This is a genomic window from Sinorhizobium sp. M4_45 (assembly GCF_002885915.1).
GTDB classification, from domain to species: domain Bacteria; phylum Pseudomonadota; class Alphaproteobacteria; order Rhizobiales; family Rhizobiaceae; genus Sinorhizobium; species Sinorhizobium meliloti_A.
The window spans coordinates 158436-184598 of record NZ_NWVE01000007.1 but is presented as its reverse complement, the minus strand read 5'-3'; the positions used below and the strand labels follow the sequence as shown (position 1 = coordinate 184598).

Genomic DNA, 26163 nt, shown 5'->3' with positions numbered 1-26163 from the left:
GATCGGGAATCGCCGTGATGAGAGAAAGCTGCGGGTGCGTTTCACCGGCGCAGGGCGCGCAACAGACGCTGTGTCGGCTCCCCGTCCGGGGCCAGGCCGTTCTGGGTCTGGAACGCCTGGATTGCTGCTTTCGAGCCCGAGCCGAAATTGCCGTCGACTTCGCCGTCGTAATAACCGAGTTCCTTCAACCGGTTCTGCAGCTCGAATTTTTCGCTGATGTCGAGCGAACCGTCCGGACGCGGCCAGCGTTGCTGCATGCCGGCATATCCTGCGATCTGATCCGCAAGAAGCCCGACCCCGAGCGCGTAGGAATCCGAGGCGTTATAGCGCTTGATGACGAAGAAGTTCTTGGTCATCAAGAATCCGGGGCCGTTGCCGCCGCCGGGCAGCTTCAGTTCGGCCCGCATCTTCGGATTGCTGAAGCCCTTGCCGCCCGGGCGGGCGAAGCCGAGGGCCGCCCACTGGCCGAGCGTCTTGGTCTGGCCCGAATATTTCGCCGCATTGGCCGGCGGGACGACCTCGTAACCCCATGTTTCGCCGGGACGCCAGCCGTTCTTCCGCAAGAGATTGGCAGCCGTTGCGAGCGCATCCGGCACTGAGTGCCAGATATCCCGATGGCCGTCGCCGTCGGCATCGACCGCATAGAGCAGGTAGCTCGTCGGAATGAACTGGGTGTGTCCCATGGCGCCCGCCCAGGAACCCGTCAACTCCCGCGGGGTGATGTCGCCGCTCTGCAGGATCTTCAGTGCCGCGATGAGCTGGGTCTTCGCGAATTTGGACCGCCTTGAGTCGGCATAGGCAAGGGTTGCCAGCGCCCGCGGCACGTAGTGCAGCCGGTCGTCTTTCTGGAGAATCGCGCCGTAGTTCGATTCCATCGACCAGATGGCGAGCAGGATGGATTTGTCGACGCCGTAGTGCCGTTCGAGGGCATTGAGCGTGCGGGCATGCTTCGCCGCCATTTCCTGTCCTATCCGCTTGGTGTACGGATTGACACGCGCGTCGACATACTCCCAGATCTTGTGCTTGAATTCGGGCTGATAAGCGGCCTTCTCCAGCACGGCCGGATCAGGCGTCTTCACGCCGGCGAAGGCCTTGCGATAGGTCGCCTGGCTGATGCCGCTCTTGGCAGCCGTTGCATAGAAGTTATTGATCCAGTTTTGAAAACCCTGATCCGCACGCGCGGGCGACGACCCAAAAGCGGCGGCAACAACGAGAGCGGCGGCGATATGTCGGAAGAACGTCCTGCGGTTTTTCATCATCTGCTGTCGGTTCCGTTTCTCGGTGGAGCGTTCAGCCGGCGTTCATGCCGAACCGACTACTCCGAGGTTCGCAATTTGCCCGCACCAGGCCACTGGAAAGGGCAGTATGCGGTTCTTCTAGGGACCGGACGGCGCAAGCCGTACCCGATCGAGGGAGAAGCCTACAGAAACGAAGTCAACAAAGTCTTTACCATGAAAAAACCGAGTCGTCTTCCTTCGTAAAAAATTGGCAATCGGCGACTAAATCCAATTCAATTTTCCTGTTTCAGGCTAGACTGAGATGCACTGCAAGGAGGTGCCAATGCACGACAAGCGCAAAGTCCGCAAAGCCGTTTTCCCCGTTGCAGGTCTCGGGACCCGTTTCCTTCCCGCGACCAAGGCGGTTCCGAAGGAGATGCTGACGGTGGTGGACAAGCCGGTCATCCAATATGTCGTCGATGAGGCGCTCGAAGCCGGCATCGAGCATCTGATTTTCGTGACCGGCCGCAGCAAGGCGGTCATCGAGGACTATTTCGACATCCAGGTCGAATTGGACCAGACGCTGCGCGAGCGCAACAAGAAGGCGGAGATCGAGCTCCTCGAAGCCATGCTGCCGAAGGCCGGTACCACGAGCTTCACCCGTCAGCAGGCACCGCTGGGCCTCGGCCATGCCGTCTGGTGCGCCCGCGATCTCGTCGGCAACGAGCCCTTCGCGCTGCTCCTGCCCGACATGATCATGAAGGGCGAGAAGGGCTGCCTCAAGGGCATGGTCGAGCTCTACGAAGAGTCGGGCGGCAACGTCGTCGCGGTCGAGGAATGCGCGCCCGACCAGGCGCATAAATACGGAATCGTCGGAGTGGGCGAGACGGTCGGCGACGGGTTCCGGATCACCAAGATGGTCGAGAAGCCGGCCAAGGGGACGGCTCCGTCGAACTTCTTCATCAATGGGCGCTACATCCTGCAGCCGGAGATTTTCCCGATCCTGGAAAAGCAGGAACGCGGCGCCGGCAACGAGATCCAACTGACCGACGGCATGGTGAAGCTCGCCGAAGCTCAGGCCTTCGCCGCCTATCGCTTCCGCGGCGATACGTATGATTGCGGCGCCAAGGACGGCTTCATCCTGGCGAACGTCGCCTTCGCTCTCGAGCGCGGCGATATCCGCCCCATCGTGGAAGGGCCGCTCAAGACGCTCCTGCAGGGTCTGAAGTAAGCTCGCACGTAGCCGGGGAGGCCGCGAGCGCGGCCGTCCCGATCAGCGCCGGAGCGTCAGGCCGAGGCCAATCCGCGTGGTATCGGTCGAGCTACCCTCGTCTCTATCCGTGCGCTCGTAGCTCACGTCTCCGGTGAGCGCGAGATAGCGGCTCATGTCCCAGGTGAGCCCGGCGCCGGTTCGCCAGGTCGTCTCGTCGGAGGCGGTGGCATCCGAAGGAAAATCGCGCAGGGTGAGACTGTTCGAAAGCCGGCCGACGAGGCTCGAACGCAACTGATGCGTGACCACGTTCGTCAGCTCGTAATTGATCGATCCCGCCTCGCCCGGAGTGGTCGACGGATCGACATAGGTCAGCACGCCGAAAAGGACGTCGGTGCCGCGGTGCGGTGACCAGTTGACGCGGCCGTCGAGCGAGAACCCGTTGAGGTCGCCGAGCCGTTCATCGTCGAAGCGGAAGGTCTCGTAACCGAGCGCCAGTTCACCGTTGAGTTTTTCGCCGAGATCGACCTCCATGCCGGCGCGGCCGGCATAGCTCTGATAGGAACGCTCGAAGCCGAACGTATCCCGACGCAGATCATAGATCGATTTGCCGACGGAGGCCTCGAGGAAGGGGATGAGCGCCGGCGAAAGCTCGTAGCCGATCCGCCCGGTGAGGGTGCCGAGATTGCGGTCGCGATCCTCTTGCGAGAGCGTCGTCCCATTGTCGAGCTCGACATCGCCATAGGTGCGGCGCTCGAAATCAACGCCGAGCGAGCCGCGAATGAGACCGAGGTCGCGCTCGACCGCGGCGCCCAGGCGATAGCTATGGACGCCGGATTGGCTGTCTGCATTGGCGATGGCATTCGGGTCGTTCGCATCTTCGCGTTCGAAACTGTAGCCTGTCCTCAGCCTTGCAATGGTCTCCGCGCCGAGGTCGAGGCGCAGTTCCGCGTCGATGTCGGCGCGCGGCTCCTCCTGGCCCTCACCGGATATGTTGTCCTGGATCACGCCTTCGCCGGTCACGCTGAGCTGATGGCGGGACCAGTCGGAGGTGAGCGAACCCTTGAGCCCGGTCTCCATGAAGCCCCGGCTTTGGCTGCTGTCGCCGTTCTTCTGCCGTTCGTGGTTGAAGGTCTCGCTGAGCGCCGGCTTCAGAACGAAGGTGCCGATGCGAATGCCGGGCGCCTGGCCGTCATCGGGATCGATCCGCCTGCGCAGCCCGTCGATCGTCTCCTCGCGCCGGTTCAGGCGGTTGAAGTCCTCGTCCAGGGCCGGCGAGAGGTCGGTGCCGGCAAGGGCGCCGGTCTCCTGCGGATCGATGATGACCGGAAGCGGCTGGTCCGCTGGGGCGGCGACGGAGACGCCCGCCGGGGATGGATCGCCGAGGCTTTGCGCACTCGCTGGCGCACAGGCGAGGAAAGCGCAACCCGCCAGCAGCCATGCCGGCGGCTTCACACGCAAGGCGCCCGCCATCATCGAGCGTGAAATATTGGGCACCATGCGCCGTCTGTCCGCAATTTGATTGCAATCGTTTCGCAATCGTAAAGGTGCGTGGTTAACCAATCGTTTCTCTACCGCAGTTTCCGAACGCGGATGTGTTCAGATCTGCTCGACCGTCAGGTGGCGGCCGCTGCTGGCGACGATGCGCACGCGTGTGCCGACCGGAAGGTCGGGGCCCTCGACGGACCATGTCGTATCGTCGAGCCGCACGCGCCCGCGGCCCTCCTTGATCGGCTGCTCGAGCACTGCCGTCCGTCCGACGAGGCTTTCGCCGCGCCTGTTGAGCAGAGGCTCGTCGCTCTCGGCGGAAGAGGAGACGAAGCGCCGCCCGATAAGGACGGAAGCGACCGAGAGCAAAGCGAAGGCGACGAACTGCACCTGCCAACTCCAGAACGGCGCCTCCCAGAAGAAGAGCGAGAGGGCCCCGGTGACGAGCGCGGCAAGCGCGATCCACACAAGGAAGACGCCGGGCAGGATCAGCTCCGCCGCCAGCAGCAGGAGGCCTAGGACCCACCAGCTCCAGGGGCCGAGTTCGAGGATGATGCGCATGATCATGGGCGATCCTCAGGGCGTTTCCGATGGAACGGAAGGACCGGTTCGGGGCGTGGACTGGCGCTGGCGCGGGGAGGACGCGGTGCCTTCACCGAAGACCTCCTTCGCGATCGCGCCTATGCCACCGAGCGAGCCGATGAGCGACGAGGCCTCCATCGGCATCAGGACGATCTTCTGGTTGCTCGCCGTTCCGATCGCGGCAAGGGCCTCGGTATATTTCTGCGCGACGAAATAGTTGATCGCCTGCACGTCGCCGGCTGCGATCGCCTCGGAGACCATCCGGGTTGCCTTGGCCTCCGCCTCGGCCAGGCGCTCGCGCGCCTCGGCCTCGCGGTAGGCGGCCTCGCGCTGTCCTTCGGCCTGGAGGATCGCCGATTGCTTCGCGCCTTCGGCACGCAGGATCTGCGCATTTCTGGAGCCCTCCGCTTCGAGCACCTGTGCGCGCTTCTCGCGTTCCGCCTTCATCTGCCGGGCCATGGCGTCGACCAGGTCTTTCGGCGGCGCGATGTCCTTGATCTCGATGCGGGTGATCTTGATGCCCCAGGGATTGGCGGCCTCGTCCACGACGTGGAGCAATCGATCGTTGATCGTGTCGCGGTTCGACAGGAGTTCGTCCAGATCCATCGAGCCCATGACGGAGCGGATGTTGGTCATCGTCAGGTTGAGGAGCGCGTTTTCCAGATTGGCGACCTGATAGGCCGCCTGTGCGGCGTTCAGGACCTGATAGAAGGCGACCGCATCCGCCGACACGCTCGCATTGTCCTTGGTGATGACCTCCTGCGTCGGAACGTCGAGCACCTGCTCCATCACGCTCAGCTTGGAACCGATGCGATCGATGAAAGGGACGATGAGATTAAGCCCCGGCTCCATCGTCCTCGTGTAACGGCCGAAACGCTCGACCGTATAGCGGTAGCCCTGCGGCACCGTCTTGATCCCGGCAAAGAGCACGAGGATCACGACAACGACGAATGCGACGACTGCGATATCCATACCGCCCATGACAGCCCCTTCCTTTTGCAACTCCAGCGTTTGGAGTCGCGCCCGAGTGATCAGGTGGCGATTCGCGGGGATAATTCAAGCGTGTCGGGAAAGTCCGCGCGTTTCTGCGATGCCGCACGGCCAACTGTCGTCAAGACAAAGTCAGGTCCCGGTGTCGGCATGATCGAGGTGGCGGATCGCGCGGTAGAGGTTTGCCTGCCGGCGGGACAGCGCCGCCCATGCTTCGGCCGTGGCTGGGCGCGGTTCGACCTGTTCGGCGAGGCGCGACATGGCGTCGGCGGCCTCGCTGAAATGCCCGTACCAGCCGGCGCCGACGGCAGCGGACATCCCGGCGCCGAGTGCGGAGGCCTCGTTGGAAAGGCTGCGAATGACAGGCAGCCCGCTGGCATCCGCGATCATCTGCCGCCAAAGCGGGCTGCCGGCGCCGCCGCCGATGACGAAGATCCGGTCGGCCAATACGCCCATCGATCTCATCTCGCGCAGGGACCGGACGAATTCCAGGGTAATGGCTTCCATCGAGGCACGGTAGAGATGGCCCATGCCCGTCTCGGGACCCATGCCGGTGAAGGCTGCGCGGGCATCCGCGTCCCAGTGCGGGTCCATGCAGCCCATGAGGTAGGAGCAGACGGTGACGCCACCGGAGCCGACACTCAGGCTGGCCGCGTCCGCTTCGAGCCTTGCGAAAATTGAGGGATCCGATCGTCCTCCGGCGAAGGTGTCCAGCAGCCAGTTGACGAAATAGGCGCCTGCGCGCTGGCAGCTTTCGAGCAGATAGCCTTCGCCGCTCGGCGAAACCAGGGTGCGCCAGTAGCGGCTGAGCTTGCGCGTCGGGGTCCAGCAACCGCCGACGACGGCCGTGCCGAGATTGAGGTAGACGACGCCCGGTTTGATCACATTGACTCCCAGGCCGGCGCAATGGCCGTCGCCGCCGCCAGCATAGACCGGCACCCCCGCGGCAAGGCCCGTCGCCGCCGCGGCATCCGCGGTTACCTGGCCGATCAGCGTACCGGGCCGGTAAAGCGGCGGCAGCTTGGTGAGCGGAATGCCGAGGTGGTCGAGAATCGCGCGGGACCATTGCTTCGTCTCGATATCGAGGAGCCCGAAGGGATCGCCGCTGGTCCAGCTTGCAGCGGCCTCGCCAGTCAGCTTCTGAGTCAGGTAATCATGTACGCTCAGGATCTGCGTCGCGCGGTCCAGCATTTCCGGCTCATACTGCCGATAATAGAAAAGGCGATACACGCAGGGAATGGTGTCGACCGGCTTGCCCGAGGTCGCATGCAGCCGCTCGGCGCCGAATTCCTCCGCGAGCAGCTGAACCACGTCCTGCGCGCGGCGGTCGAGCCAGAGGGTTGCCGGGCTGAGCGGCTTTCGGTCCTGGCCGAGCAGGACCATCGTTTCGCGCTGGTTCGAAATTGCAATACCGTCGACCCGGGCCGGATCGATCTGGCGCATGAGTGATGACAGCGCCTGGCAGGCGGCGGACCACCAGTCCTCGGCATCTTGCTCCGCCTTGAGCGGATGCGGCGTCGAGATGCGGTGCGGCGCGCGGCCCTCGGCCCGCGGTGTGCCGTCCGCTGCCCAGGCGATGGCCTTGACGGATTGGGTCGATGAATCCAAGCCGATGACATAGCGTTCGTCCAGCTGCATGCGCACCTCCTCCACGGCTCAGCACTATGCGGCCCTCCTCAGACCGCACCACACGCGTTGGCCCTTCCTCCCGGCCGAGATCAGCCGCACCGGACGACCGGGGTCGCCCTGATCACTTCGCCAGCAACGCCTCTCCCGTGGCGATGTCGGTTACGAAATGGGTGGCGTAGCCGGCTTCGAGCGTGGCGGTGATCGCGGCGATCTTGACCGCGCCTCCGGCCACGCAAATGCGGCTCGCCACCTGCTTCAGCTCGTCGAGCGAAATGCCGACCATCCTTTCATCGTGGTCTCCGCCGATCGCGGCACCATGCGCATCGATGAAGCGACCGATAATCACGGCCGTGGCACCGCGCGCGACATAGTCGTCTATCTCCTCCCGGCTTGCGATGCCGGAGGCCCGCACCGTGCTCTTCGGGCCGATGTCGCCGACGCCGAAGAGAATGCGGTTGGTCGAATGCACCAGATCCATCTGCTTCCTCAGCACCGGTTCGTTGAGCAACGCCGCCTTCAGCTCGCGCGTCGACAGAACGGCAGGCGCCAGAAGGTTGACGCAGCGGGCGTGGATGCGGTTCGAAAGCAGGGAGGTGCAGAGTTCGGGCGAGAAGTTAGGCTCGCCGGTCGAACTGCCGGAGACCTGCACCACGGTCAGATTTCCGACAGGGCGCGTCAGGGAAATGCGGTCTGCGACGGCGAGTACGGTGCGCCCCCAGGCGACGCCGATCGTATCGCCGTCCTCGATCTGGTCGGCCAACACGCGCGCGCCGGCTTCGCCGAGCCGCTGTGACAGGCTCTCCTCGTCACCGTTCGGGATGACGAAGGCGCCTTGAAGGCCGAACTTCTCCATCAGCGCGCGGGCGACGCTGGTGCGGCCGCCGGCCTTGGGGTTGATGTTCACGGAGACGATGCCGCGCTCGCGTGCCTCCTGCAGGTAATTGACGATGGTGGCTCGCGATACGTTGAGCTGCTTGGCGATCTCGCTCTGCGTCATCTGGTCGGCATAGTAGAGCCAGGCGGCCCACATCACCGCATCATCGAACTCGGTGGGTATCCCCGCCGTGGTTTCCTCGCCGGTCCTGCCGGAAGTCTTTTCCCTTGCCATGGCGCTATCTGGCAGAGCCTGATGGCATTTGTCAATCATCTCTGGCATATGTATTGACATATGCCAATTCATGTTGTCACATGCTACGAGATTGAGAGCACGGAACGAGGGTATGGAAACGGCAAGCCAGCAGAACACCGCCGCATGTGCGCCCGAAGGAGGCTGGGCGGTCCTCATCGACGACATTCTTGCCGGGAACTGGATCAACCCCGAAACGGGTAGGCCGGCCAGCGTTCCCTACGAGAAGATCGCCATTGCGGAATCGCTGGACGGAGCCGAGGCCGATCTCGTCGCCAGCCTCGGCTTGGGCGAACGCTATGCGGTGGTATCCGACGCAGCCACCTGGGATGCGATGGGCGGGCGCGTCGCATCCGCGCTGAAGAGCCTCGGTCCGGTCGATGCGGTCATTCTCGACCATCCGCATGCGGATATGGGTGCCGTGGGCGCGTTGACCGAAAGGCTTTCCGGAGCGGATGCCGTAATCGCGGTGGGTTCCGGCACGATCAACGATCTCTGCAAATTCGTCACCGGGCGCACCAATCGCCGATACGCCGTGTTCGCGACGGCCGCCTCGATGAACGGCTATACTTCGACGACTGCCTCCATCACCTTGGAAAACGGCCTGAAGGTCTCGCTTCCCTCGCATGCGCCGGCCGGCTTTTTCGTCGATCTCGCGGTCACGGCCGCGGCGCCTCGCTATCTCTCGGCGGCCGGTTTCGCCGATTGCCTCGTGCGCTCTGTCGCGCAAATCGACTGGTGGATGTCCCACCGGCTGACGGGCAGTCTCTATTCGAGCGTACCCTATATCCTCCAGGGTGCCGACGAGCGGGCGTTGAACGCACGTGCGGCGGGCATTGCCGAAGGTCGCATCGAGGCCAACGGCTACCTTCATCGCGTCCTGACGCTTTGCGGCTTCGGCGTCTCCTTCACCGGAATGTCGAACCACGGCTCGATGGGCGAGCATCAGATATCTCACTATATCGACTGCTTTGCCGGCGAAAATCATCCGGGCACGCTGCACGGCCAGCAGGTGGGGGTAGCAACGCTGACCATGGCGCGGCTGCAGCGCATCTTCCTCGACAGCGACAAGCCGCCGGTCGTCCGTCCCACGAAGATCGACGCTTCCGAGATGGCCCGGCGTATGGGCGACGACATCGCCGCCCAGTGCTACGCCGAAATCCAGCCGAAGATTTTCGATGCAGCTTCCGCCGGCGAGATCAACGAAAAGCTCTCCGAACTCTGGCCGACGCTGCGCCGGGAGCTGGAGGCTTTCGCATTGCCGGTGGCCGAGATGGAGAGACTTCTACGGGATGCCGGCGGCCCGATGACGGCGGCCGACCTCGGCCTGCCCGCCGATACCTACCGGGAGGCCGTGCTGCACTGCCGAGAGATGCGCAACCGTTACACCTTCCTCGATATCGCCGCCGACGCGGGCATCCTCGAGGATTTCGCCGCCGGGGAGGCGTGAGGCGATGCGTGCGGTTGCCGAGATGCCGATCGATGTCGCCGCCCGGATCAAGGTGCTCTTTGCCGACATCGACGACACACTGACCAACGAAGGCCGGCTGCCGGCCGCCGCTTACGACGCCGTCGAGCGCCTGGCCGAGGCGGGCGTTGCCGTTGCCCCGATTACCGGGCGACCGGCCGGCTGGTGCGACATGATCGCCCGCATGTGGCCGGTCGCGGGAGTCGTCGGCGAAAATGGCGCCTTCTATTTCGCCTATGACCAGACGGAGCATCGCATGCGCCGCCGCTTCGCTATCGCCGAAGCCCAGCGTGCCGCCGACCGCGAGAAGCTCAGCCAGGTGAGCGCCCGTATCCTCGCGGAAGTGCGCGGCGCAGCGGTCTCTGCCGATCAGCTCTACCGAGAGGCCGATCTCGCCATCGATTTTTGCGAGGACGTGCCGGCGCTCCCGGCATCGGAGGTGGACCGGATCAAGCGCATCTTCGAGGAGGAGGGTGCCGTCGCCAAGATCTCTTCCATCCATGTCAACGGCTGGTATGGCGCCTATGACAAGCTGACCACGACGCGTCGCTTCGCCGCCGACATTCTGGGCGTCGACATCGACAGCGAGCGCGAGACGATCGTTTTCGTCGGCGACAGCCCGAACGATGCGCCTATGTTCGGCTTCTTCCCCAATGCCTGTGGCGTTGCGAACGTGCTCTCCTTCAAAGGTCGCATCGAGGCGGAGCCGGCCTATGTGGCGGCCCGCGAGGGAGGTCACGGCTTCGTCGAGGTTGCGAACCACATCCTCGACGCCCGGTCGGGGAGGGACGCGGCATGAAGGGAGCGGCCTTCGACATTGCCATTATCGGCGGCGGCATCAACGGAGCAGGCGTCGCCCGCGATGCGGCTGGCCGCGGTCTGAGGGTCCTGCTCACCGAACAATCCGACCTCGGTTCGGCCACATCCTCGGCTTCCACCAAGCTCATTCATGGTGGCCTGCGTTACCTGGAACACTACGAGTTTCGACTGGTCCGCCATGCTCTGGAAGAGCGCGAGCGGCTCTGGGGAATCGCGCCGCATATCATCTGGCCGCTGCGCTTCGTGTTGCCGCACCGCAAGGGATTGCGTCCCGCCTGGCTGCTGCGGCTCGGCCTGTTCCTCTACGATCATCTGGGCGGGCGCAAGCTTCTGCCGGCAACGCAGACCGTGCGGCTGAGGAACCACCCTGCAGGGGAGCCACTGCGCGACGTCTCGTCAGTTGGGTTCGAATATTCCGACTGCTGGGTGCAGGATAACCGACTCGTCGTACTCAATGCGCGCGATGCGGCGATGAGAGGCGCCGACATCAGGGTGCGTACACGCTGCGTAGCCGCGCGCCGCGAAGGCGGTCTCTGGAGGCTGACTTTCGAAGATGCCGAGACCGGCCTGAAGAGCGAAGCGACGGCTCGCGCCCTCGTCAACGCCGCGGGCCCTTGGGCCGACAAGATCGTGTCCGAGGTCGCGGGCGTCGGTGCGGCGGGCCGCGTACGCCTGGTTCAGGGCAGTCACATCGTCATCAGGAAGCTCTACGAGCACGACCGCTGCTACATCTTTCAGAATCCGGACGGCCGCATCTTCTTCGCTATTCCCTATGAGGAGGACTTCACCCTCATCGGCACGACCGATCGGGATTACAGGCACGCTCCCGAAGAGGTCACCGCGTCGGCGGAGGAGATAGATTATCTGCTGACCGCAGCATCGTCCTATTTCCGTGCCGATCTTTCCGCAGCCGACGTCGTCTGGACCTATTCCGGCGTGCGCGCTCTGTTCGACGACGGCGCAGCCAACGCGCAGGAGACGACGCGCGATTACGTGCTGGAGCTCGATCGGCCGGAAGCGCAGGCGCCGATGCTCTCCATCTTCGGCGGCAAGATCACCACCTATCGCTGCCTGGCCGAGGATGTCCTGGAACAGCTCGCGACGGTCTTTCCCGAGTGGAACAGGCAGCGGGGCTGGACGGCGGCGCAGCCGCTTCCAGGCGGCGCCTTTCCGGTTGGAACGGCCGACGATCTCGCAAGAGCCATTCTCTCCGAGCATCCCTATCTCACCTGGCGGGAGGCGCGCCGACTGGTGCGTCATTACGGACTGGAGGCACGCGGCATTCTCGGCAAGGCGCGGGAGCGCGCCCATCTCGGCCGCGACTTCGGCGGCTCAATGACCGAGGCGGAAATCATCTTCCTGATGGAGCGCGAGTTTGCACTAACGGCTGCCGACGCAGTCTGGCGGCGCACGAAGTCGGGACTGCGGATGACGAGCGAGGAGATAGAGGCGCTCGACAGATACATGCAGGAACGGCGCCGCTGCGGCGAGGCGGCGCGCGCGGCAGGCTAGGACCGCTTCCGGGGAAGGCGGGCGCACGAGAGGAGACGACGGTGTTCCGCACCGTCGAATTGTCGGAGGGGACGGACCAGGGCGGGTTACCGCCGCGACTGGCGTCCGTGGGAGGAGAAGGCAATGTCGATTGCACAGGTAAAACGCATCGCGATCTCGGATTCGCCGTGGCCGTGGCTCCTGCCGCTTATCGCGCTGCTCGCCGTCTTCACCATCTATCCGTTCATCTACAATGTCTGGCTGAGCTTCCACGAATTCGTGCCGAAGAGCCGAGGACTCAAGTTCGTCGGAGTCGACAACTGGATTCAACTTTGGAACGACAGTCGCTTCTGGGGTGCACTTGGTGTCACGTTCCTCTATTTCGCCGTGGCCCTGACGATCGAAATCGTCCTCGGCATGGCGATCGCGCTTCTCCTCGACGCCGAACTGCCGGGCTTCGGGATGCTGCGCGCGGTGCTTTCGATGACGCTGGTCATCCCCCCCGCCATTGCCGGCATGATGTTTCTCCTGATGGAGGATTCGCAGTTCGGGGCGCTCTCCTATCTGCTGGGCCTCGTCGGCCTGCTCGACAAGGCGACGCCGATGCTTGCCACGTCCTCGCTCGCGCTGATCGGGGTTCTGATCGCGGAAGTCTGGCAATGGACGCCGTTCATGGTGCTGATCTTCCTGGCCGGGCTTCGCTCGCTGCCGGCGGAGCCTTACGAGGCGGCGATGATCGACGGCGCATCGTCCTGGCAGATGTTCCGCCGGCTGACGCTGCCGATGATGTCGCGCGTCATCGCTGTCGCGGTGCTCCTGCGCGGCATCGACCTCTTCCGCGTGTTCGACTACGTCTTCGTCATGACCTCGGGCGGGCCAGGCACCGCCACCTACACGGTCAGTCTCTATGCCTGGCAGCAGACCTTCTCGTTCCTGAAGTGGGGCTACGGCGCCACGCTGAGTCTGACGAGCCTGATCATCGTCATGGTCATTGCCAACACATTCATCCGCGTTGCAAAGGTGAGGTGGTAACATGCATCAGAGCGCTTTCGCCCGCACGCTGCGCACCATTGCCGGTTGGCTCGTCGTCGGAGCCTTCTTCTTCCCGATCTATTTCTGGACATCGGTCGCCTTCCGCGACGCAAAGGACATCTTCAACTGGCCGCCGATTTTCTTCGGCTTCCAGCCGACCGTGAGGAATTTCGAGCAAGTCTTCGGCATATCGCTGGGTTTCGGCTTCGGCAGCCAGGAAGCCGTGACGCCGGGTGGCGGCAACTTCTACATGGGGCCGCGCCTTTGGGATTCGATCGTCGTCGCATCCTGCTCGACGGTGCTGGCGATCGTGGTCGCGACCCTTGCCTCCTATGCACTGTCGCGCATGCATTTCCGCGGCCGCCATGAATTCGTCAACTGGGTGCTGTCGACCCGCATGATGCCGCCGGTAGCGGTGGCGATCCCGATGTTCTTCATATTCAAGCAGTTCAACCTGCTCGATACCTATACGGGTGTTATCCTCGTGCACGGTCTCATGAACCTGCCGCTGGCGGTACTGCTTCTGAAGAGCTTCTTCGACGACATACCGGCGGAGATCGACGAGAGCGCGCTGCTCGACGGCGCGTCGCGCTGGACGATCTTCCGACGCATCGTGCTGCCGATGGCCAAGGGCGGCATCGCCGCTACCGCCGTACTTTGCTTCATCTTCTCGTGGACGGAGTTTCTCTTCGTCCTGACCCTGACGCAGACCGGGCTGAAGACCGTGCCGGTCGTGTCGTCGACCTTCGTGACATCGATCGGAACGGCCTGGGGCAACATGGCCGCCCTCGGGGCAGCGGCGATCGTGCCCGCCTTCGTCGTGATCCTGCTCGTTCAACGCCACCTCGTCCGTGGCCTGACGATGGGGTCGCTGAAGCAGTGAGAATGCGGCGCTCGCGCCGACAACAGGAGAGATCGGGGCCATTTCCGGCGCCGATAGAGGAGGAAGACATGAAAGAGAAAGACAGAAAGTTTTATCTCGCGTCTGTGACCGACCGCTTCGTCCGCGGCCAGATCGACCGCCGCAGCTTCCTGCGCGCCGCCGGCACGCTCGGCCTCGGCGCAACCGCGCTCGGAATGGGTTTCGGCAGCCGCCCCTTCGGCGTAAGCAGGGCGCTCGCTCAGGAGCAGCTTCAGCCGTCGGCCGAGGTGATCTCCTGGCTCAAGGACGTCGCCAAGCCCTTTGCGGGAACGACGTTGAAGCTCGCCACGGAATCCACTCCGCCGTCGAACGCCATCAACTCGCAGCTGAAGAAATATTTCGAGGAAGCGACCGGCATCAGGGTCGAGATCGAGGTCCTGCCGCTCGAACAGGTTCTGCAGAAGCTGACGCTCGACGTCGCCTCTTCGCTCGGAACCTACGATCTCTATTACATCGACCAGAGCTGGTCGGCATCCTTCAGCCAGGACGTGTTCGATCCGCGCGAGCAGCTTCAGGACAAGCCAGACCTCGCCATGCCGAACTACAACATCGACGATTTCATGCCGGCGCTCGTCGACGGCATCGCCAAGTATGAGGATCGCTGGGTTGGCGTTCCCTACGACATTCCCATCTTCATCATGATCTACCGCAAGGACATCTACGAAAAGCTCGGTCTCAAGGCGCCGACGACGTTCGAGGACCTGCTGAACAATTCCGCCGCCATCACGAAGGAAATGGGGCCGAACCTCTACGGCTATGCCGGGCAGATGAAGTCGGGCCACTATGCGCTGGAGTGCGAGTGGACCTCCATGCTCTGGGGAAATGGCGGCTCGATCTTCAATGCCGACAAGAAGTTCGTCGGCAACGACGAACGGGGCATCGCCGCGCTCGACTATTACACCAGGCTCAAGGAAACCATGCCGCCGGGTGTCGACCAGTGGACCTGGGACGGCCAGGGCCAGGCGATCGCTCAGGGGGTTGCCGCCTCCATGCTCTCCTGGGGCGAGTTCTTTCCCTATTTCGACGATGCCAGCCAGACCAAGGTTTCCGGCCTCTGCGAGGCGGTCGTCCCGCCGCAGCCGGCCGCGCTCAGGAAGCCCGAAGAATGCGGCTACGGCGAAATCCCCGGTACCGGCCACCAGGGCGGCTCGTCGCTGGCGGTGTCCAGATATTCGAAAAGCCCGGATGCGGCTTGGATCTTCATGCAATGGGCCACCTGCGCCGACACGCAGGCCCTCATCACCACGCTCGGCGGCGGCACCGGCCCCACCCGCGCCTCGGTCTATGACGACCCGCGCGTCAAGGCCAATGCCCGGGTCGGCGCCGGCACGACCCGTCACTTGTCGGTCGTCCGCGAGACGATCGACAAATACATGGGCTCGGAACCGGACTTGCCGGAATGGGCGCAATTGTCGAGCGACACGATTCCCGTCGGCCTCGGCAAGTATTTCGCCGGCAGCTACGGCTCCTCCAAGGAGGCGATGGACGACATCGCCTCGCAGGTCGAAACCGTTCTGAAAGGCTGACTCACATCCGGATGGGGTGCCGCTGCATGTCGGATGCGGCGGCGACATTGCGCATCGGCAAGCGCGCCGTCTTAGCGGTGCCCCTTCCAGCCGGGACAAACGCAAAAACAGGGGACCACCATGCCCGAAAAACCGCTGATAGCGATCACTGGCGCCAGCTCCGGCATTGGAGAGGCCGTCGCGCGCGCCTTCTCCAAGGCCGGCCATCCGTTGCTGCTCATAGCACGCAGGCTCGACCGGCTCGAGTCGCTGGACTTGCCCAATGCCGTTCTGAAGAAGGCGGACGTGCGCGATCGCGCTGCACTTGCGGATGCGGTCGGCGAAGCCGAGGCGAAATTCGGGCCGGTCGACATGATGTTTGCCAATGCCGGCATCGCACGGCTCGGCGACATCGCCCGTCAGGCACCGGAAGAATGGGACGAGATGATCGACATCAACACCAAGGGTGTGATGAACAGCGTGCATGCGGTGCTATCCGGTATGATCGGGCGGAAGCAGGGAACGCTGGTGATGATGAGCTCGATCGCCGGACGCAAGGTCTACCCGGACCATACGGTCTATTGCGGCACAAAGTTCTTCGTCCACGCGGTGTCCGAAAGTCTGCGCGAATATCTGGCGCCGCACGACGTGCGCGTCATCGTCGTCTCCCCCGGCATCATCGAAACGGAGGTGCTGGACCACGTGAAGGACGAGACCACTCTTGCCAATTACAAGGCGAACAAGGCGGCGATCGGCGGCGGTATTTCAGCCGAAATCGTCGCGGACCTCATCCTCGACGCGTATCGGCTGCCGCAACGCGCGATCGTCCAGGAAATCGTCATCACGCCGACGCGGCAGAAGTATTGAGACAGAGCTGCCGCGACGGCCGGCCGAAACGAACAGGGGAGTAACGACCGATGGCGACCGTGGAATATCAGAATATCGGCAAGTCCTTCGGTGCCGTCACGATCATGCGCGACATCTCCTTCCGAATCGAGGACCACGAATTCGTGGTCCTGCTCGGACCGTCGGGCTGCGGCAAGACGACCTTGCTCAGAATGACGGCCGGCCTCGAGGCCGTCAGCGAAGGCGATCTCATGATCGGCGGAAAGCGTGTGAACGACGTGCATCCGCGTGACCGTTCGATCGCCATGGTCTTTCAGAACTACGCGCTCTATCCGACGATGAAGGTCTACGACAACATCGCCTTCAGCCTGGAAGTGGCGAAGGTTCCTTCCGCGGAGATCAAGGAGCGAGTGGAATGGGCGGCCGCAACCCTCAACCTCACCCCCTATCTCGATCGTTACCCAAAGGAGCTTTCCGGCGGCCAGCGCCAGCGCGTCGCCATGGGTCGCGCCATGGTGCGCGAGGCGGAGGTGTTCCTGTTCGACGAGCCGCTGTCGAATCTAGATGCCAAGCTGCGCGCTCATATGCGCACGGAAATCCGCCAGCTGCACAACCGGCTGAAGACCACCACCATCTACGTCACCCATGACCAGATCGAAGCCATGACCATGGCCGACAAGATCGTCGTCATGCGCGCGGGCAAGATCGAGCAGATCGGCTCGCCCGACGACGTCTACGACCGGCCCGCCAGCAAATATGTTGCAGACTTCATCGGCTCTTCGTCCATCAACTTCCTCCCCGGAACCGTGGTGGCGGACAATGGCGCTCCCGCCGTCGATACGGCGGCCGGCCGGCTGGCCGTGGAGGCGTCCCCGGCATTGAAGCCGGGCAGGAAGGTGGTCCTCGGCCTGCGCCCGACCGACGTGGTGGTCGATTCCGCAGGTCCGCTTGCAGCCAAAGCGATTCTCACTGAGCGGCTTGGCCATGACGCGCAGCTTTTCTGCCAGGGCCCGGAGGGAAGCTTCGTCGCGGTCGTCGACAAGGCGGAGCGGTTTTCGGAGGGCGCCGAGGTTCGCTTTGCGATCCCACCCTCCAAGGTGCACGTGTTCGATGCCGAGACCGAGGTCCGCATCTGACCGCTGCGGACCGGACATTACACTATTGATCGACTGGGAGCCGGCCGCTCGAACGCGGTGCCGGCCAGGAAAGGAACTGTCATGAAATCGCGCTGGTTGGACTCCGAATTCACTTCGACCGTAGAGGGCTATACCGCCAAAGGCGTCAATCGCGATCTTGCGGTCCGCACCTATACGACCCGGCTGCTGGGCTCCGATCCGGAATTGGTATTGCACGGCGGCGGAAACACATCGGTCAAGACCACGTTCAAAGAGATGGACGGCACCGAGGTTGAGGTACTCTGCGTCAAGGGCAGCGGATGGGACATGGGTACGATCGAGCCGCAGGGACTGCCGGCCGTGCGCTTGCAGCCGCTGCAGGCGATGATCGGCTTCGAGACGCTCTCCGACGACGACATGGTGATGCTCCAACGCCGCCTGCTTATCGATCCAGCTTCGCCCAACCCGTCGGTCGAAGCCATCCTGCATGCGATCCTTCCCTTCAAACACATCGATCACACCCATGCGAATGCGATCGTTTCCCTCACCAATCAGCCGCATGGCGAAGAGTTGATCCGGGAGCTCTTTCCCGAGTCGATCATCGTTCCCTATGTGATGCCGGGCTTCGATCTGGCGAAGGCCTGCGATGCCGCCTTCAAGGCAAACCCGAAGGGCGATGGCATGATCCTGCTGAAGCACGGCATCTTCACCTGGTCGGACGAGCCGCGAGAGGCCTATGAGGACATGATCGCCAAAATAGACAAGGCCGAGCGGCGTCTTTCTGAGGGCAGGGCGAAGCCGTTCGCGGGCATCGTCCTCCCCGACAACCTGGCCTCCGCCGCGGAGGTTGCGCCGATCCTGCGCGGGGCTTTGGCGATCGAGACGGGCCTCGAAGGTACGCCGAAGCGGTTCGTTCTGGAGCACCGTACGGGCGAGAAGATCCTCGAATTCTGCAACGCCGAAAACGTCGACAGCCTGACGCGCCGCGGCAATGCGACACCGGAGCACGTGATCCACATCAAACGCTTCGGAGTGGCACTGCCGGCGCCGCAAAAGGACAGGCTTGGCGAATGGGCAGAGCAGGCGCGGGCGGCGGTTGCCGCCTTCGAGGCCGACTACAGGGACTATTTCGAGCGCAACAATGCCCGTGTCGGCGGTGGCAAGCGGATGCTCGACCCGAAGCCTCGGGTGTTTTATGTCGCCGGCATCGGACTCTTCGCCGCCGGCGCGGCGCGAAAGAATGCGATCGTCGGTGCGGACGTGGCGGAAGCAACCATCGACGTCATCACCAAAGCGGAAGGCATCGAGGCGTTCGAGGCGCTCTCTGAGGCCGATCTCTTCGACATCGAATACTGGTCGCTTGAGCAGGTGAAGCTGGCAAAGGTGCAGGAAAAGCCTTTGACCCGACAGGTGGCGATCGTTACCGGCGCAGCAAGCGGGCTGGGCCTCGCGGTGGCAGAGGCACTGAAGGCGGAGGGTGCCGAACTCGCGCTCTTCGACATTTCCGAGGACGCGCTGAACGCGGCTGCGAAAAAGCTCGGCGCGCTGCCGGTGCTGTGCGACGTGACCCATCCGGAGGCGGTAGACGCAGCCGTCGCCAAGGCCGTGGCGCATTATGGCGGTGTCGACATTCTGATCTCGAATGCCGGGGCCGCCTTCCAGGGAAAGCTGCTTGGCGTCGACGAGGCGACCTTCCGCAGAGCCTTCGACCTTAACTTCTGGAGCCATCACTATGTCGCGCGTGCCGTGGTACGCGTCATGGAGCAGCAGAAAACGGGCGGCGCGCTGGTGTTCAACGTCTCCAAACAAGCGGTGAATCCCGGCGCGGATTTCGGCCCCTACGGGACTTCAAAGGCGGCGCTGATGGCGCTGATGCGCCAATATGCGATCGAGCACGGCGGCTCCGGCATCACCTCGAACGCCGTCAATGCAGACCGTATCCGTACCGGTCTTATGACCGACAAGATGGTGGAGGAACGCTCGAAGGCGCGGGGCGTGACGCCTGAGGACTATATGCGAGGCAATATGCTTCGCCGCGAGGTGACAGGCGCCGACGTGGCGGCGGCCTTCGTGCATCTGGCCAAGGCACGGACCTCCACCGGCGCGGTCGTCACCGTCGACGGCGGCAATGTCGCCGCGATGATGCGCTGAACAGTCGCGGGGGGCACATATGGCAACGATCCTCGTTTTAGGGGCAGGCGTCATGGGTACTGCCCTTGCCGTGCCTGCCAGCGACAACGGCCACAGGGTACTGCTGGCCGGCACGCCGCTCGACACGCTGCCTGTCACCAGGATGAAGGCAGGTGAAATCCATCCGAAGCTCGACGCGACGCTTGCCGAAACGGTGACGATCCTCGCGGACGAGGAACTCCGGCCGGAACATGCCGACACGGCGGATCTCATCGTCGTCGGCGTCAGCAGCCCGGGTGTCGCCTGGGCGGCCGACCGGCTGAGCGGTCTGCTGCGCTCGAAAAAGCCGGTGGCTTTCGTGACGAAGGGTCTCGACCGCGAGGGTGAGCGGATCGTCACCTATGCCGAGACGCTGCCGCCGCGGATCGCCAATATGGAGAGCTTCATCGGCATCGGTGGGCCATGTATCGCGCGCGAGCTTGCCAACCGCTATCCGACGTCCAGCATCTATGCCAGCCGTGACAGGGCGGCCGCGGACTTCGCCGCGGGCTTGATGCGGACACCTTATTACCGGCTCGCGGTGGGTGAGGATGTGACCGGCGTCGAGGCCTGCGCGGCGCTCAAGAATTTCTTCGCAATCGGTGTCAGCGCCATGCAGACCCGCTATCCGGACGGGCTGCGCGCCGACGGCCAGTCAAAAAACCCGACTGCGGCGGCCTTCAATCAGGCGGCTCAGGAAATGGCTTTGCTCTGCGAACGGATCGGCGGCAACCGTGCTTCCGCCTTCGACCGCGCCGGCATCGGCGATCTGCACGTGACGGTGGGCGGCGGACGCAACAGCCGGCTCGGTCACGGCCTCGGGCTTGGCCGAACCGTTGCGGACGTGATGTCGGGCGAGCTCGGCGGCGAGACGGTCGAAGGCATCGACACCGCACGAATGGTCGGCTCGTTGCTGCGGCAAATCGACGATGCCGCCACCCTTCTGCCTCTCGCAACCGCCATTACGAACGCCATAGTCGAGGACGGCGTATTCGCCTTCGACTTCGGGAGGATTTAGGTCGCGGCGATTCCGGGTCGGGAATGGCGCTGTTCTACAACCAACCTTCCAGCTCGCGGCGCACGACGTGGTTGAGCACCGCGATGCCCTCGGGGCTGTCGTTCAGGCAGGGGATATGGGCGAATTTTTCGCCGCCATTGTGGTGGAAGCTCTCGGCCGCCTGCCCGGCGATCTCTTCGAGCGTCTCCAGACAGTCGGAAACAAAGCCCGGATTGATGACGGCGATCTTCTTCACACCCTCCTTGGCCAGCCGTTCCACGGTGGCGTCGGTATAGGGTTGCAGCCACTCCTCGGGGCCGAATCGCGACTGGAAGGTCACCTGCAGCTTTTCTTTCGCCCAGCCAAGTTTTTCGCGCAGAAGGCGTGCGGTCTTCTGACACTGGCAATAATAGGGATCTCCCTTTTCGAAATAGCTTTTCGGGATCCCGTGGAACGAGGCGAGCACCAGCTCCGGCTCCCAGTCGAGCGTCGCGAGATGCTTGGTGATCGAGGTGGCCAGGGCGTCGATGTAGACCGGGTCGTCGTGATAGGGCGGCACCGTTCTGAGCGCCGGCTGCCAGCGCATCTTGAGCAAGGCTTCGAAGGCCTTGTCGTTGACGGTGGCGGTGGTGGCGGCGGCATATTGCGGATAGAGCGGGAAGACGAGAATCCGCTCGCATCCGGCTTTCTGCAGCGCCTCTATGCGCGACGCGATGGAGGGCTGGCCATAGCGCATCGCCCAGTCGACGACGACCTGCGGCCGGCCGCCGAAGGCGTCCGCCATCAGTGCCGCCTGATTGCGCGTATAGGTTCTGAGCCAGCTTTCGTTCAGTTCCTTGTTCCAGATGAGCTCGTAGGCCTTGCCGACCTTGCGCGGACGTGTGTTGAGCACGATGCCGTAGAGGATCGGGTACCAGAAGAGACGCGACCATTCGATCACGCGGCGGTCGCTCAGAAACTCCCGCAGATAGCGGCGCATCGAGGCGACGTCGGTACCGTCCGGCGTGCCCAGATTGACGAGGAGCACGCCGACCTTTCCGTAGCTGACGGCGGGGTGATTGGTGTTCGGCTCGGCATCCATGGCGGTCATTTCGGTCCTCGTGAGGCGCGCACCTTTGCAAGGTGGTGGTCGCGCCGGCAGTTTCAAAGCCTTCTAAGAAGAAAAACCGGCGCGGGAAAGCCCGCGCCGGTCCCAAATGTCGAGGCAAATCGTCTTACTCGGCGGGGATGTCCAGCTCGCGGCCGATTTCAAGCGCTCGCGGCGCCGGATCCCCGTTGGCGGCCGATATTTTTCTCCATTCGGTGCCGCTGCCGTAAAAGGATTCCGCGAGGTCCCACAGCGTATCGCCGCGCGCTATGACGTGCTTGCGTGGGCCTTCGGCAGCGGCTGCCGCCGGGGGCGAAGCCTCGGGGGCAGTGGTGGCCGCTTCGCTTTCCGCCGGCTTTGCGGCGGCCTCCGGCTCCGGCGCGGCGGCTTCCGGCTCCGGTGCAGCGCTGGGCGCGGCCTCCGGGGCCGCGGCGGCCACTTCCGTGATACGGCCGTCGGTGTAGGGCTTGAAGGGCTGGTGGGCGGCGAGGTAGTCGGCGAGCACGGTTTCGAGGCCCGGACCGTAGTCATAGGCATTCTCGCCCTTGTCCTTGAAGACGGCGTAACCGTCGCCGCCGCCGCGCATGAAGTTGTTGCTGACCAGCGAATAGGTCTTTTCCGGATCGAGTGCCGCGAAGGCGTCACCCTCCTTGACCTCGACGCTGACGAGGCGGCTGCCGGCGGGCTTCGAACGGTCGAACGAATATTTGAGGCCCGCGACCTGCGGGAAGCGCCCGCCGCCCTCTTCGACCTGGCTGAGGCCGTTTTCAAGGGCTGCGCGGATGTCGGAGCCCTTCAGCTGGAAGGTGGAAAGCGTGTTCTGGAAGGGCAGGACGGTGATGACTTCGCCCATCGTCACGTCGCCGCCGTCGATCGAAGCGCGCAAGCCTCCGCCGTTGGTGATGGCGACCGTCACGCCCTGGCCCTTGACGCGATCGAGCATCGCGTCGGCCACGAGACTGCCCATCTCGCACTCCTTGGCGCGGCAGGTCTCGCGCGATCCGTCGATCGGCGCCTCGGTTTTGGCAATCACTTTCGATCGCAACTCTTCGATGGGCTTTGCGAGTTCCTTGATCCGTGCGGCCACGGCCTCGTCCGGTTTCACCGAGGAATCGACGAGGATCGGGTCGCCCTTGGCGGCCTTGACGACGCCGTTGTCGTCGAACGTCACCACGAGGTCGCCGAGATATTTGCTGTAGGAGCCGGCCTGTACCACCGGCACCTGGTAGCCGCCGGGGTTGTCGACCATGGTGGGATATGGCCCCTCGGCCTTCTCGTCGGTGTTGGACAGGAGACTGTGGGAATGGCCGCCGACCACCACGTCGACGTCCGGGATCTTGGCGATCGCCGCGAGGTCGCGCGGATAGCCGACATGGGTGAGCGCGATGATCTTGTCGACGCCCTGCTTCTTGATCTCTTCGATCGCGCTGGTGATCGTCGCCACGTCCTCGCCGATCAGAATGTCCGGCCCGACCGAGGAGAGCTCGGGCGTGTCATTTGCGACCGCGCCGACGATGCCGATCTTTTCGCCGCCGACATCCAGAACGATCGACGGCTTGATCCGATCGCCGATCTTCGATTTGTGACTCGGCAGGACATTGGCGGTGACGACGGGGAAGGTGACCTTGTCGAGGAAGCTCGCAAGGCCATCTTCGGCTTCGTCGAATTCGTGGTTGCCGACGGTCATCGCGTCGAACTTCATCAGGTTGAGGAACTCCGCTTCCGCGGTGCCCTTGTAGGTGGTGAAGAAGAGCGAGCCCTGGAAATTGTCGCCGGCGTTGAGCAGGAGCACGTTCTTGCCCGTCAGTTCCTGGCGCTTCTCGTCTATCAGCGTCTTGAGGCGGGCGACGCCTCCGAAGCACTCGTTCTTGCCCTCTTCCTCGGCCGAACAGGTCGAATCGAATTTGTTGATCGATTCGATGCGCGAATGAAGGTCGTTGATGTGCAGGATGTTCAGTTCATAATCGGCAAAAGCTGCGCCCGAAGAGAGCGCGAGAAGGGAAGCGGCAACGAGGCCGGTCCGCATGTGTCTGATCATGGTGTGCTCCTGTGTGCTGCCGGCCGAGTCGCAGGTAAGACCCGCCGCGCTGCAGCGGATGTTTTCACCAGTCGGGATCGACTTCAAGCCGCAAACGCATGCCGACGCCGCCGGATTTCAGACAAGGTTAAGCCGTCCCGGCAAGAAAAAGGGCCCGTCCAGGGCCCTCGTTCATCATCTGGCGCCGTGTCAGCCGCGGCGCGCCAGCGAGAACTGTGCGCCGGAGTCCGTCGTGCAGTTCAGTTGCGCCGGCGTTGCCAGCGCACAGTTGACCTTGGACTGGGTGTTGCGCACCAGCGAGGTCATGTTGATTTCCACCAGCGTCGGGCTGACGTTCACATAGTTGCCGGAGGCGAGAAGCTGGTTGGTGTCGGTCGTGCGCGTCGAGAAGGTGCCGCCTGCGAAAGTGGAGACGATGCCGTTCGGATCGACCCAGGAACCCTCGACACCCGTCGCCTGCGGCGCCGACGACATTGGCCGGAGTTCCCGAGGCTGAGACTGACAGGATGCCAGCGCGGCGGCAGTTGCCAGGAGGGTGAGGATGGCGAATGGCTTCATCGGCGTTTCTCCCGCGTCACGAGTTGAGCGGGATGCGAACGCAAAACCGCTTCATACTTTCCTGTCCCGCTCTACCGCATAATTCCGTGAATCGAAACCGATCGACGCACAATTGTGCGGCGTCTCACAGCACCGCAACGACCGTTGTGCGTCTTTTGAGACACGCGTGCGCGAAACATGCCGCGATCATGAGTTGAAAGCAAGAGCGGGCATGCGCGCGCCGCGCTAGGCATTCGAAAAGAAAAGGCCCGGAGCACTGCTCCGGGCCGATAGGGCGTGCTTCGTCGCGTGATCCTCAGCGGACGAGGATGTTCCTGAACTGCCAGGGGTCCTTCGTGTCGATGTCTTCCGGGAAAAGGCCCGGGCGCCCGTCGAGCGGCGTCCAGTCGGTGTAATGTCCTTCGACAGGGCCGAGATAAGGCATCTGCACTTCCAGGCAGCGCTTGTAGTCCATCTCGTCGGCTTCGACGATGCCGGCCTTCGGGTTCTCCAAAGCCCAGACCATGCCGGCAAGAACGGCGCTCGTGACCTGCAGGCCGGTGGCGTTCTGATAGGGCGCGATGCGGCGTGTCTCTTCCAGCGAGAGGCGGGAGCCGTACCAGTAGGCGTTCCTGGCATGACCGTAGAGCAGCACGCCGAGCTCGTCGACGCCGTCCACGAGCTCGTGCTCGTCGAGGACGTGCAGCTCCGGCTGCGCCGTGCCGCCGTTGCCGAACATCTCGTGCAGCGAGAGAACGGCGTCATTGGCCGGGTGATAGGCGTAATGGCAGGTCGGGCGGTAGGAAACGTCGCCGTCCTTATCGCGGACGGTGAAGAAGTCGGCGATCGAGATCGCTTCGTTGTGCGTGACCAGGAAGCCGTATTGCGGGCCGGGCGTCGGGCACCAGCTGCGCACGCGGGTGTTTGCACCCGGCTGCTCCAGGTAGATCGCCGCCTTGCAGCCCTTCTTGTGCTTCTTGGCGTTTTTCGGCATCCAGTTCTCGTGGGTGCCCCAGCCGAGCTCGGCCGGCTGCAGGCCTTCCGAAATGAAGCCTTCCACCGACCAGGTGTTCCAGAAAACGTTGAGCGGTTTCGGGTGCTTGGCGCGCTGGGTGTCGCGCTCGGCGATGTGAATGCCCTTGACGCCCGCTTTCTTCATCAGCTTCGCCCAGCCTTCCCGGTCGTCCTGATGCGGCTCTTCGTATTTCAGGCCGAGATCGTCGGCGAGATTGAGAAGGGCCTTCTTGACGAACCAGGAGACCATGCCGGGATTGGCGCCGCAGGTCGAAACCGCCGTGGTGCCGCCCGGGTTCTTTTCCTTCTCCCGGCGTACCGTTTCGCGCAGGGCGTAATTCGTGCGCTCGGAATTGTCCATTTCGGCATCGAAGTAGAAGCCGAGCCACGGTTCGACGACCGTGTCGACATAGAGGACGTCGAGCTTGCGGCAAAGCTTCATCAGGTCGAGCGACGAGGTGTCGACAGAGAGATTGACGCAGAAGCCCTGGCCGCCGCCTTCCGTCAGGAGCGGCTTCAGCAGTTCCTTGTAGTTGTCCTTGGTGACGGCCGCCCGCACGTGCCGCACGCCATGGCGCGCGAATATTTCCGCGTCCTTGGCGTCCTCACGGGGCTCCACCACGATCAACCGGTTCTTGTCATATTTGAAGTGGCGCTCGATCAGCGGCAAGGTGCCGTGGCCGATCGACCCAAAGCCGATCATCACGATCGGGCCGGCGATCTCGCCATAAACCGGATAGGTGGTGTCTGCCATTTTTGTCTTTCTCCTGAGAAAACATCCCTGTGCGATGCTTGGATGCGCGCGAGAAGCGAGCCTCGAATTCCTGATGAGGACTGCATGTCGGGCAGAACCACTCAGGCAAACTATAGAGTGCAGCGGA

21 protein-coding genes are annotated in these 26163 nt (G+C 63.6%); 11 read left to right on the top strand and 10 right to left on the bottom strand.

Features of this window, described 5'->3' with window-relative positions; all coding sequences use genetic code 11:
• Positions 1-41 precede the first annotated feature (41 nt).
• Positions 42-1259 carry a lytic murein transglycosylase gene (locus CN933_RS19990; protein WP_018096770.1) on the bottom strand — a complete coding sequence of 406 codons (1218 nt, stop codon included), beginning with the start codon at positions 1257-1259 and terminating at the stop codon, positions 42-44.
• Positions 1260-1560: 301 nt separating this feature from the next.
• Here CN933_RS19990 and galU point away from each other — a divergent pair, with 301 nt between their 5' ends.
• A complete protein-coding gene (gene galU / locus CN933_RS19985; protein WP_018096771.1) occupies positions 1561-2448 on the top strand; it encodes a UTP--glucose-1-phosphate uridylyltransferase GalU in 888 nt (295 codons plus the stop codon).
• 42 nt (positions 2449-2490) lie between these two features.
• On the opposite strand, the gene CN933_RS19980 is transcribed toward galU, so the two are convergent.
• The 5 genes from CN933_RS19980 to CN933_RS19960 form a co-directional block, all read right to left on the bottom strand.
• Positions 2491-3927, bottom strand: a complete 1437-nt coding sequence (locus CN933_RS19980) for an outer membrane beta-barrel protein (protein WP_018096772.1) — start codon at positions 3925-3927, stop codon at positions 2491-2493.
• Positions 3928-4026: 99 nt separating this feature from the next.
• Complete coding sequence (locus tag CN933_RS19975; protein WP_018096773.1) at positions 4027-4482, bottom strand: NfeD family protein; 456 nt, start codon at positions 4480-4482, stop codon at positions 4027-4029.
• 9 nt (positions 4483-4491) lie between these two features.
• A complete protein-coding gene (locus CN933_RS19970; RefSeq protein ID WP_018096774.1) occupies positions 4492-5478 on the bottom strand; it encodes an SPFH domain-containing protein in 987 nt (328 codons plus the stop codon).
• Between the two features lie 141 nt (positions 5479-5619).
• Positions 5620-7125, bottom strand: a complete 1506-nt coding sequence (locus tag CN933_RS19965; RefSeq protein WP_018096775.1) for a xylulokinase — start codon at positions 7123-7125, stop codon at positions 5620-5622.
• 112 nt (positions 7126-7237) lie between these two features.
• Entirely contained in the window at positions 7238-8224 is a 987-nt protein-coding gene (locus tag CN933_RS19960) for a sugar-binding transcriptional regulator (RefSeq protein WP_018096776.1), read from the bottom strand.
• Positions 8225-8336: 112 nt separating this feature from the next.
• Here CN933_RS19960 and CN933_RS19955 point away from each other — a divergent pair, with 112 nt between their 5' ends.
• The 10 genes from CN933_RS19955 (at position 8337) to CN933_RS19910 (ending at position 20627) form a co-directional block, all read left to right on the top strand.
• A complete protein-coding gene (locus CN933_RS19955; RefSeq protein WP_018096777.1) occupies positions 8337-9692 on the top strand; it encodes a sn-glycerol-1-phosphate dehydrogenase in 1356 nt (451 codons plus the stop codon).
• A gap of 4 nt (positions 9693-9696) precedes the next feature.
• On the top strand, positions 9697-10509 hold the full coding sequence (locus tag CN933_RS19950; protein WP_018096778.1) for an HAD-IIB family hydrolase: 813 nt from the start codon (positions 9697-9699) through the stop codon (positions 10507-10509).
• Positions 10506-12041 (top strand): glycerol-3-phosphate dehydrogenase, encoded by a 1536-nt coding sequence (glpD, locus tag CN933_RS19945; protein ID WP_018096779.1) that lies wholly within the window; start codon positions 10506-10508, stop codon positions 12039-12041. Before CN933_RS19950 ends, glpD begins: the two co-directional genes overlap by 4 nt.
• Positions 12042-12164: 123 nt before the next feature.
• The gene (locus CN933_RS19940; RefSeq protein ID WP_102762211.1) at positions 12165-13052 is read left to right on the top strand and encodes a carbohydrate ABC transporter permease; all 888 of its coding nucleotides are present in this window, start codon (positions 12165-12167) and stop codon (positions 13050-13052) included.
• A 1-nt stretch (position 13053) separates the two neighbouring features.
• A complete protein-coding gene (locus CN933_RS19935; protein WP_018096781.1) occupies positions 13054-13935 on the top strand; it encodes a carbohydrate ABC transporter permease in 882 nt (293 codons plus the stop codon).
• A 68-nt stretch (positions 13936-14003) separates the two neighbouring features.
• On the top strand, positions 14004-15500 hold the full coding sequence (locus tag CN933_RS19930) for an ABC transporter substrate-binding protein (RefSeq protein ID WP_018096782.1): 1497 nt from the start codon (positions 14004-14006) through the stop codon (positions 15498-15500).
• Between the two features lie 120 nt (positions 15501-15620).
• Positions 15621-16346, top strand: a complete 726-nt coding sequence (locus CN933_RS19925; RefSeq protein WP_018096783.1) for an SDR family oxidoreductase — start codon at positions 15621-15623, stop codon at positions 16344-16346.
• Between the two features lie 50 nt (positions 16347-16396).
• Positions 16397-17461: an ABC transporter ATP-binding protein gene (locus tag CN933_RS19920; RefSeq protein ID WP_018096784.1), complete on the top strand. Its 1065-nt coding sequence runs from the start codon at positions 16397-16399 to the stop codon at positions 17459-17461.
• A gap of 81 nt (positions 17462-17542) precedes the next feature.
• Positions 17543-19591 carry a bifunctional aldolase/short-chain dehydrogenase gene (locus tag CN933_RS19915; RefSeq protein ID WP_018096785.1) on the top strand — a complete coding sequence of 683 codons (2049 nt, stop codon included), beginning with the start codon at positions 17543-17545 and terminating at the stop codon, positions 19589-19591.
• A 19-nt stretch (positions 19592-19610) separates the two neighbouring features.
• Positions 19611-20627: an NAD-dependent glycerol-3-phosphate dehydrogenase gene (locus CN933_RS19910; RefSeq protein ID WP_018096786.1), complete on the top strand. Its 1017-nt coding sequence runs from the start codon at positions 19611-19613 to the stop codon at positions 20625-20627.
• A gap of 34 nt (positions 20628-20661) precedes the next feature.
• On the opposite strand, the gene hemH is transcribed toward CN933_RS19910, so the two are convergent.
• The 4 genes from hemH to CN933_RS19890 form a co-directional block, all read right to left on the bottom strand.
• Positions 20662-21696, bottom strand: a complete 1035-nt coding sequence (hemH, locus tag CN933_RS19905) for a ferrochelatase (protein ID WP_018096787.1) — start codon at positions 21694-21696, stop codon at positions 20662-20664.
• Between the two features lie 124 nt (positions 21697-21820).
• Positions 21821-23731, bottom strand: coding sequence for a bifunctional metallophosphatase/5'-nucleotidase (locus CN933_RS19900; RefSeq protein ID WP_018096788.1), 1911 nt, complete (start codon positions 23729-23731; stop codon positions 21821-21823).
• Between the two features lie 189 nt (positions 23732-23920).
• On the bottom strand, positions 23921-24289 hold the full coding sequence (omp10, locus tag CN933_RS19895) for an outer membrane lipoprotein Omp10 (protein ID WP_003531074.1): 369 nt from the start codon (positions 24287-24289) through the stop codon (positions 23921-23923).
• Between the two features lie 295 nt (positions 24290-24584).
• Entirely contained in the window at positions 24585-26036 is a 1452-nt protein-coding gene (locus CN933_RS19890; RefSeq protein ID WP_018096789.1) for a homospermidine synthase, read from the bottom strand.
• Positions 26037-26163 lie beyond the last annotated feature (127 nt).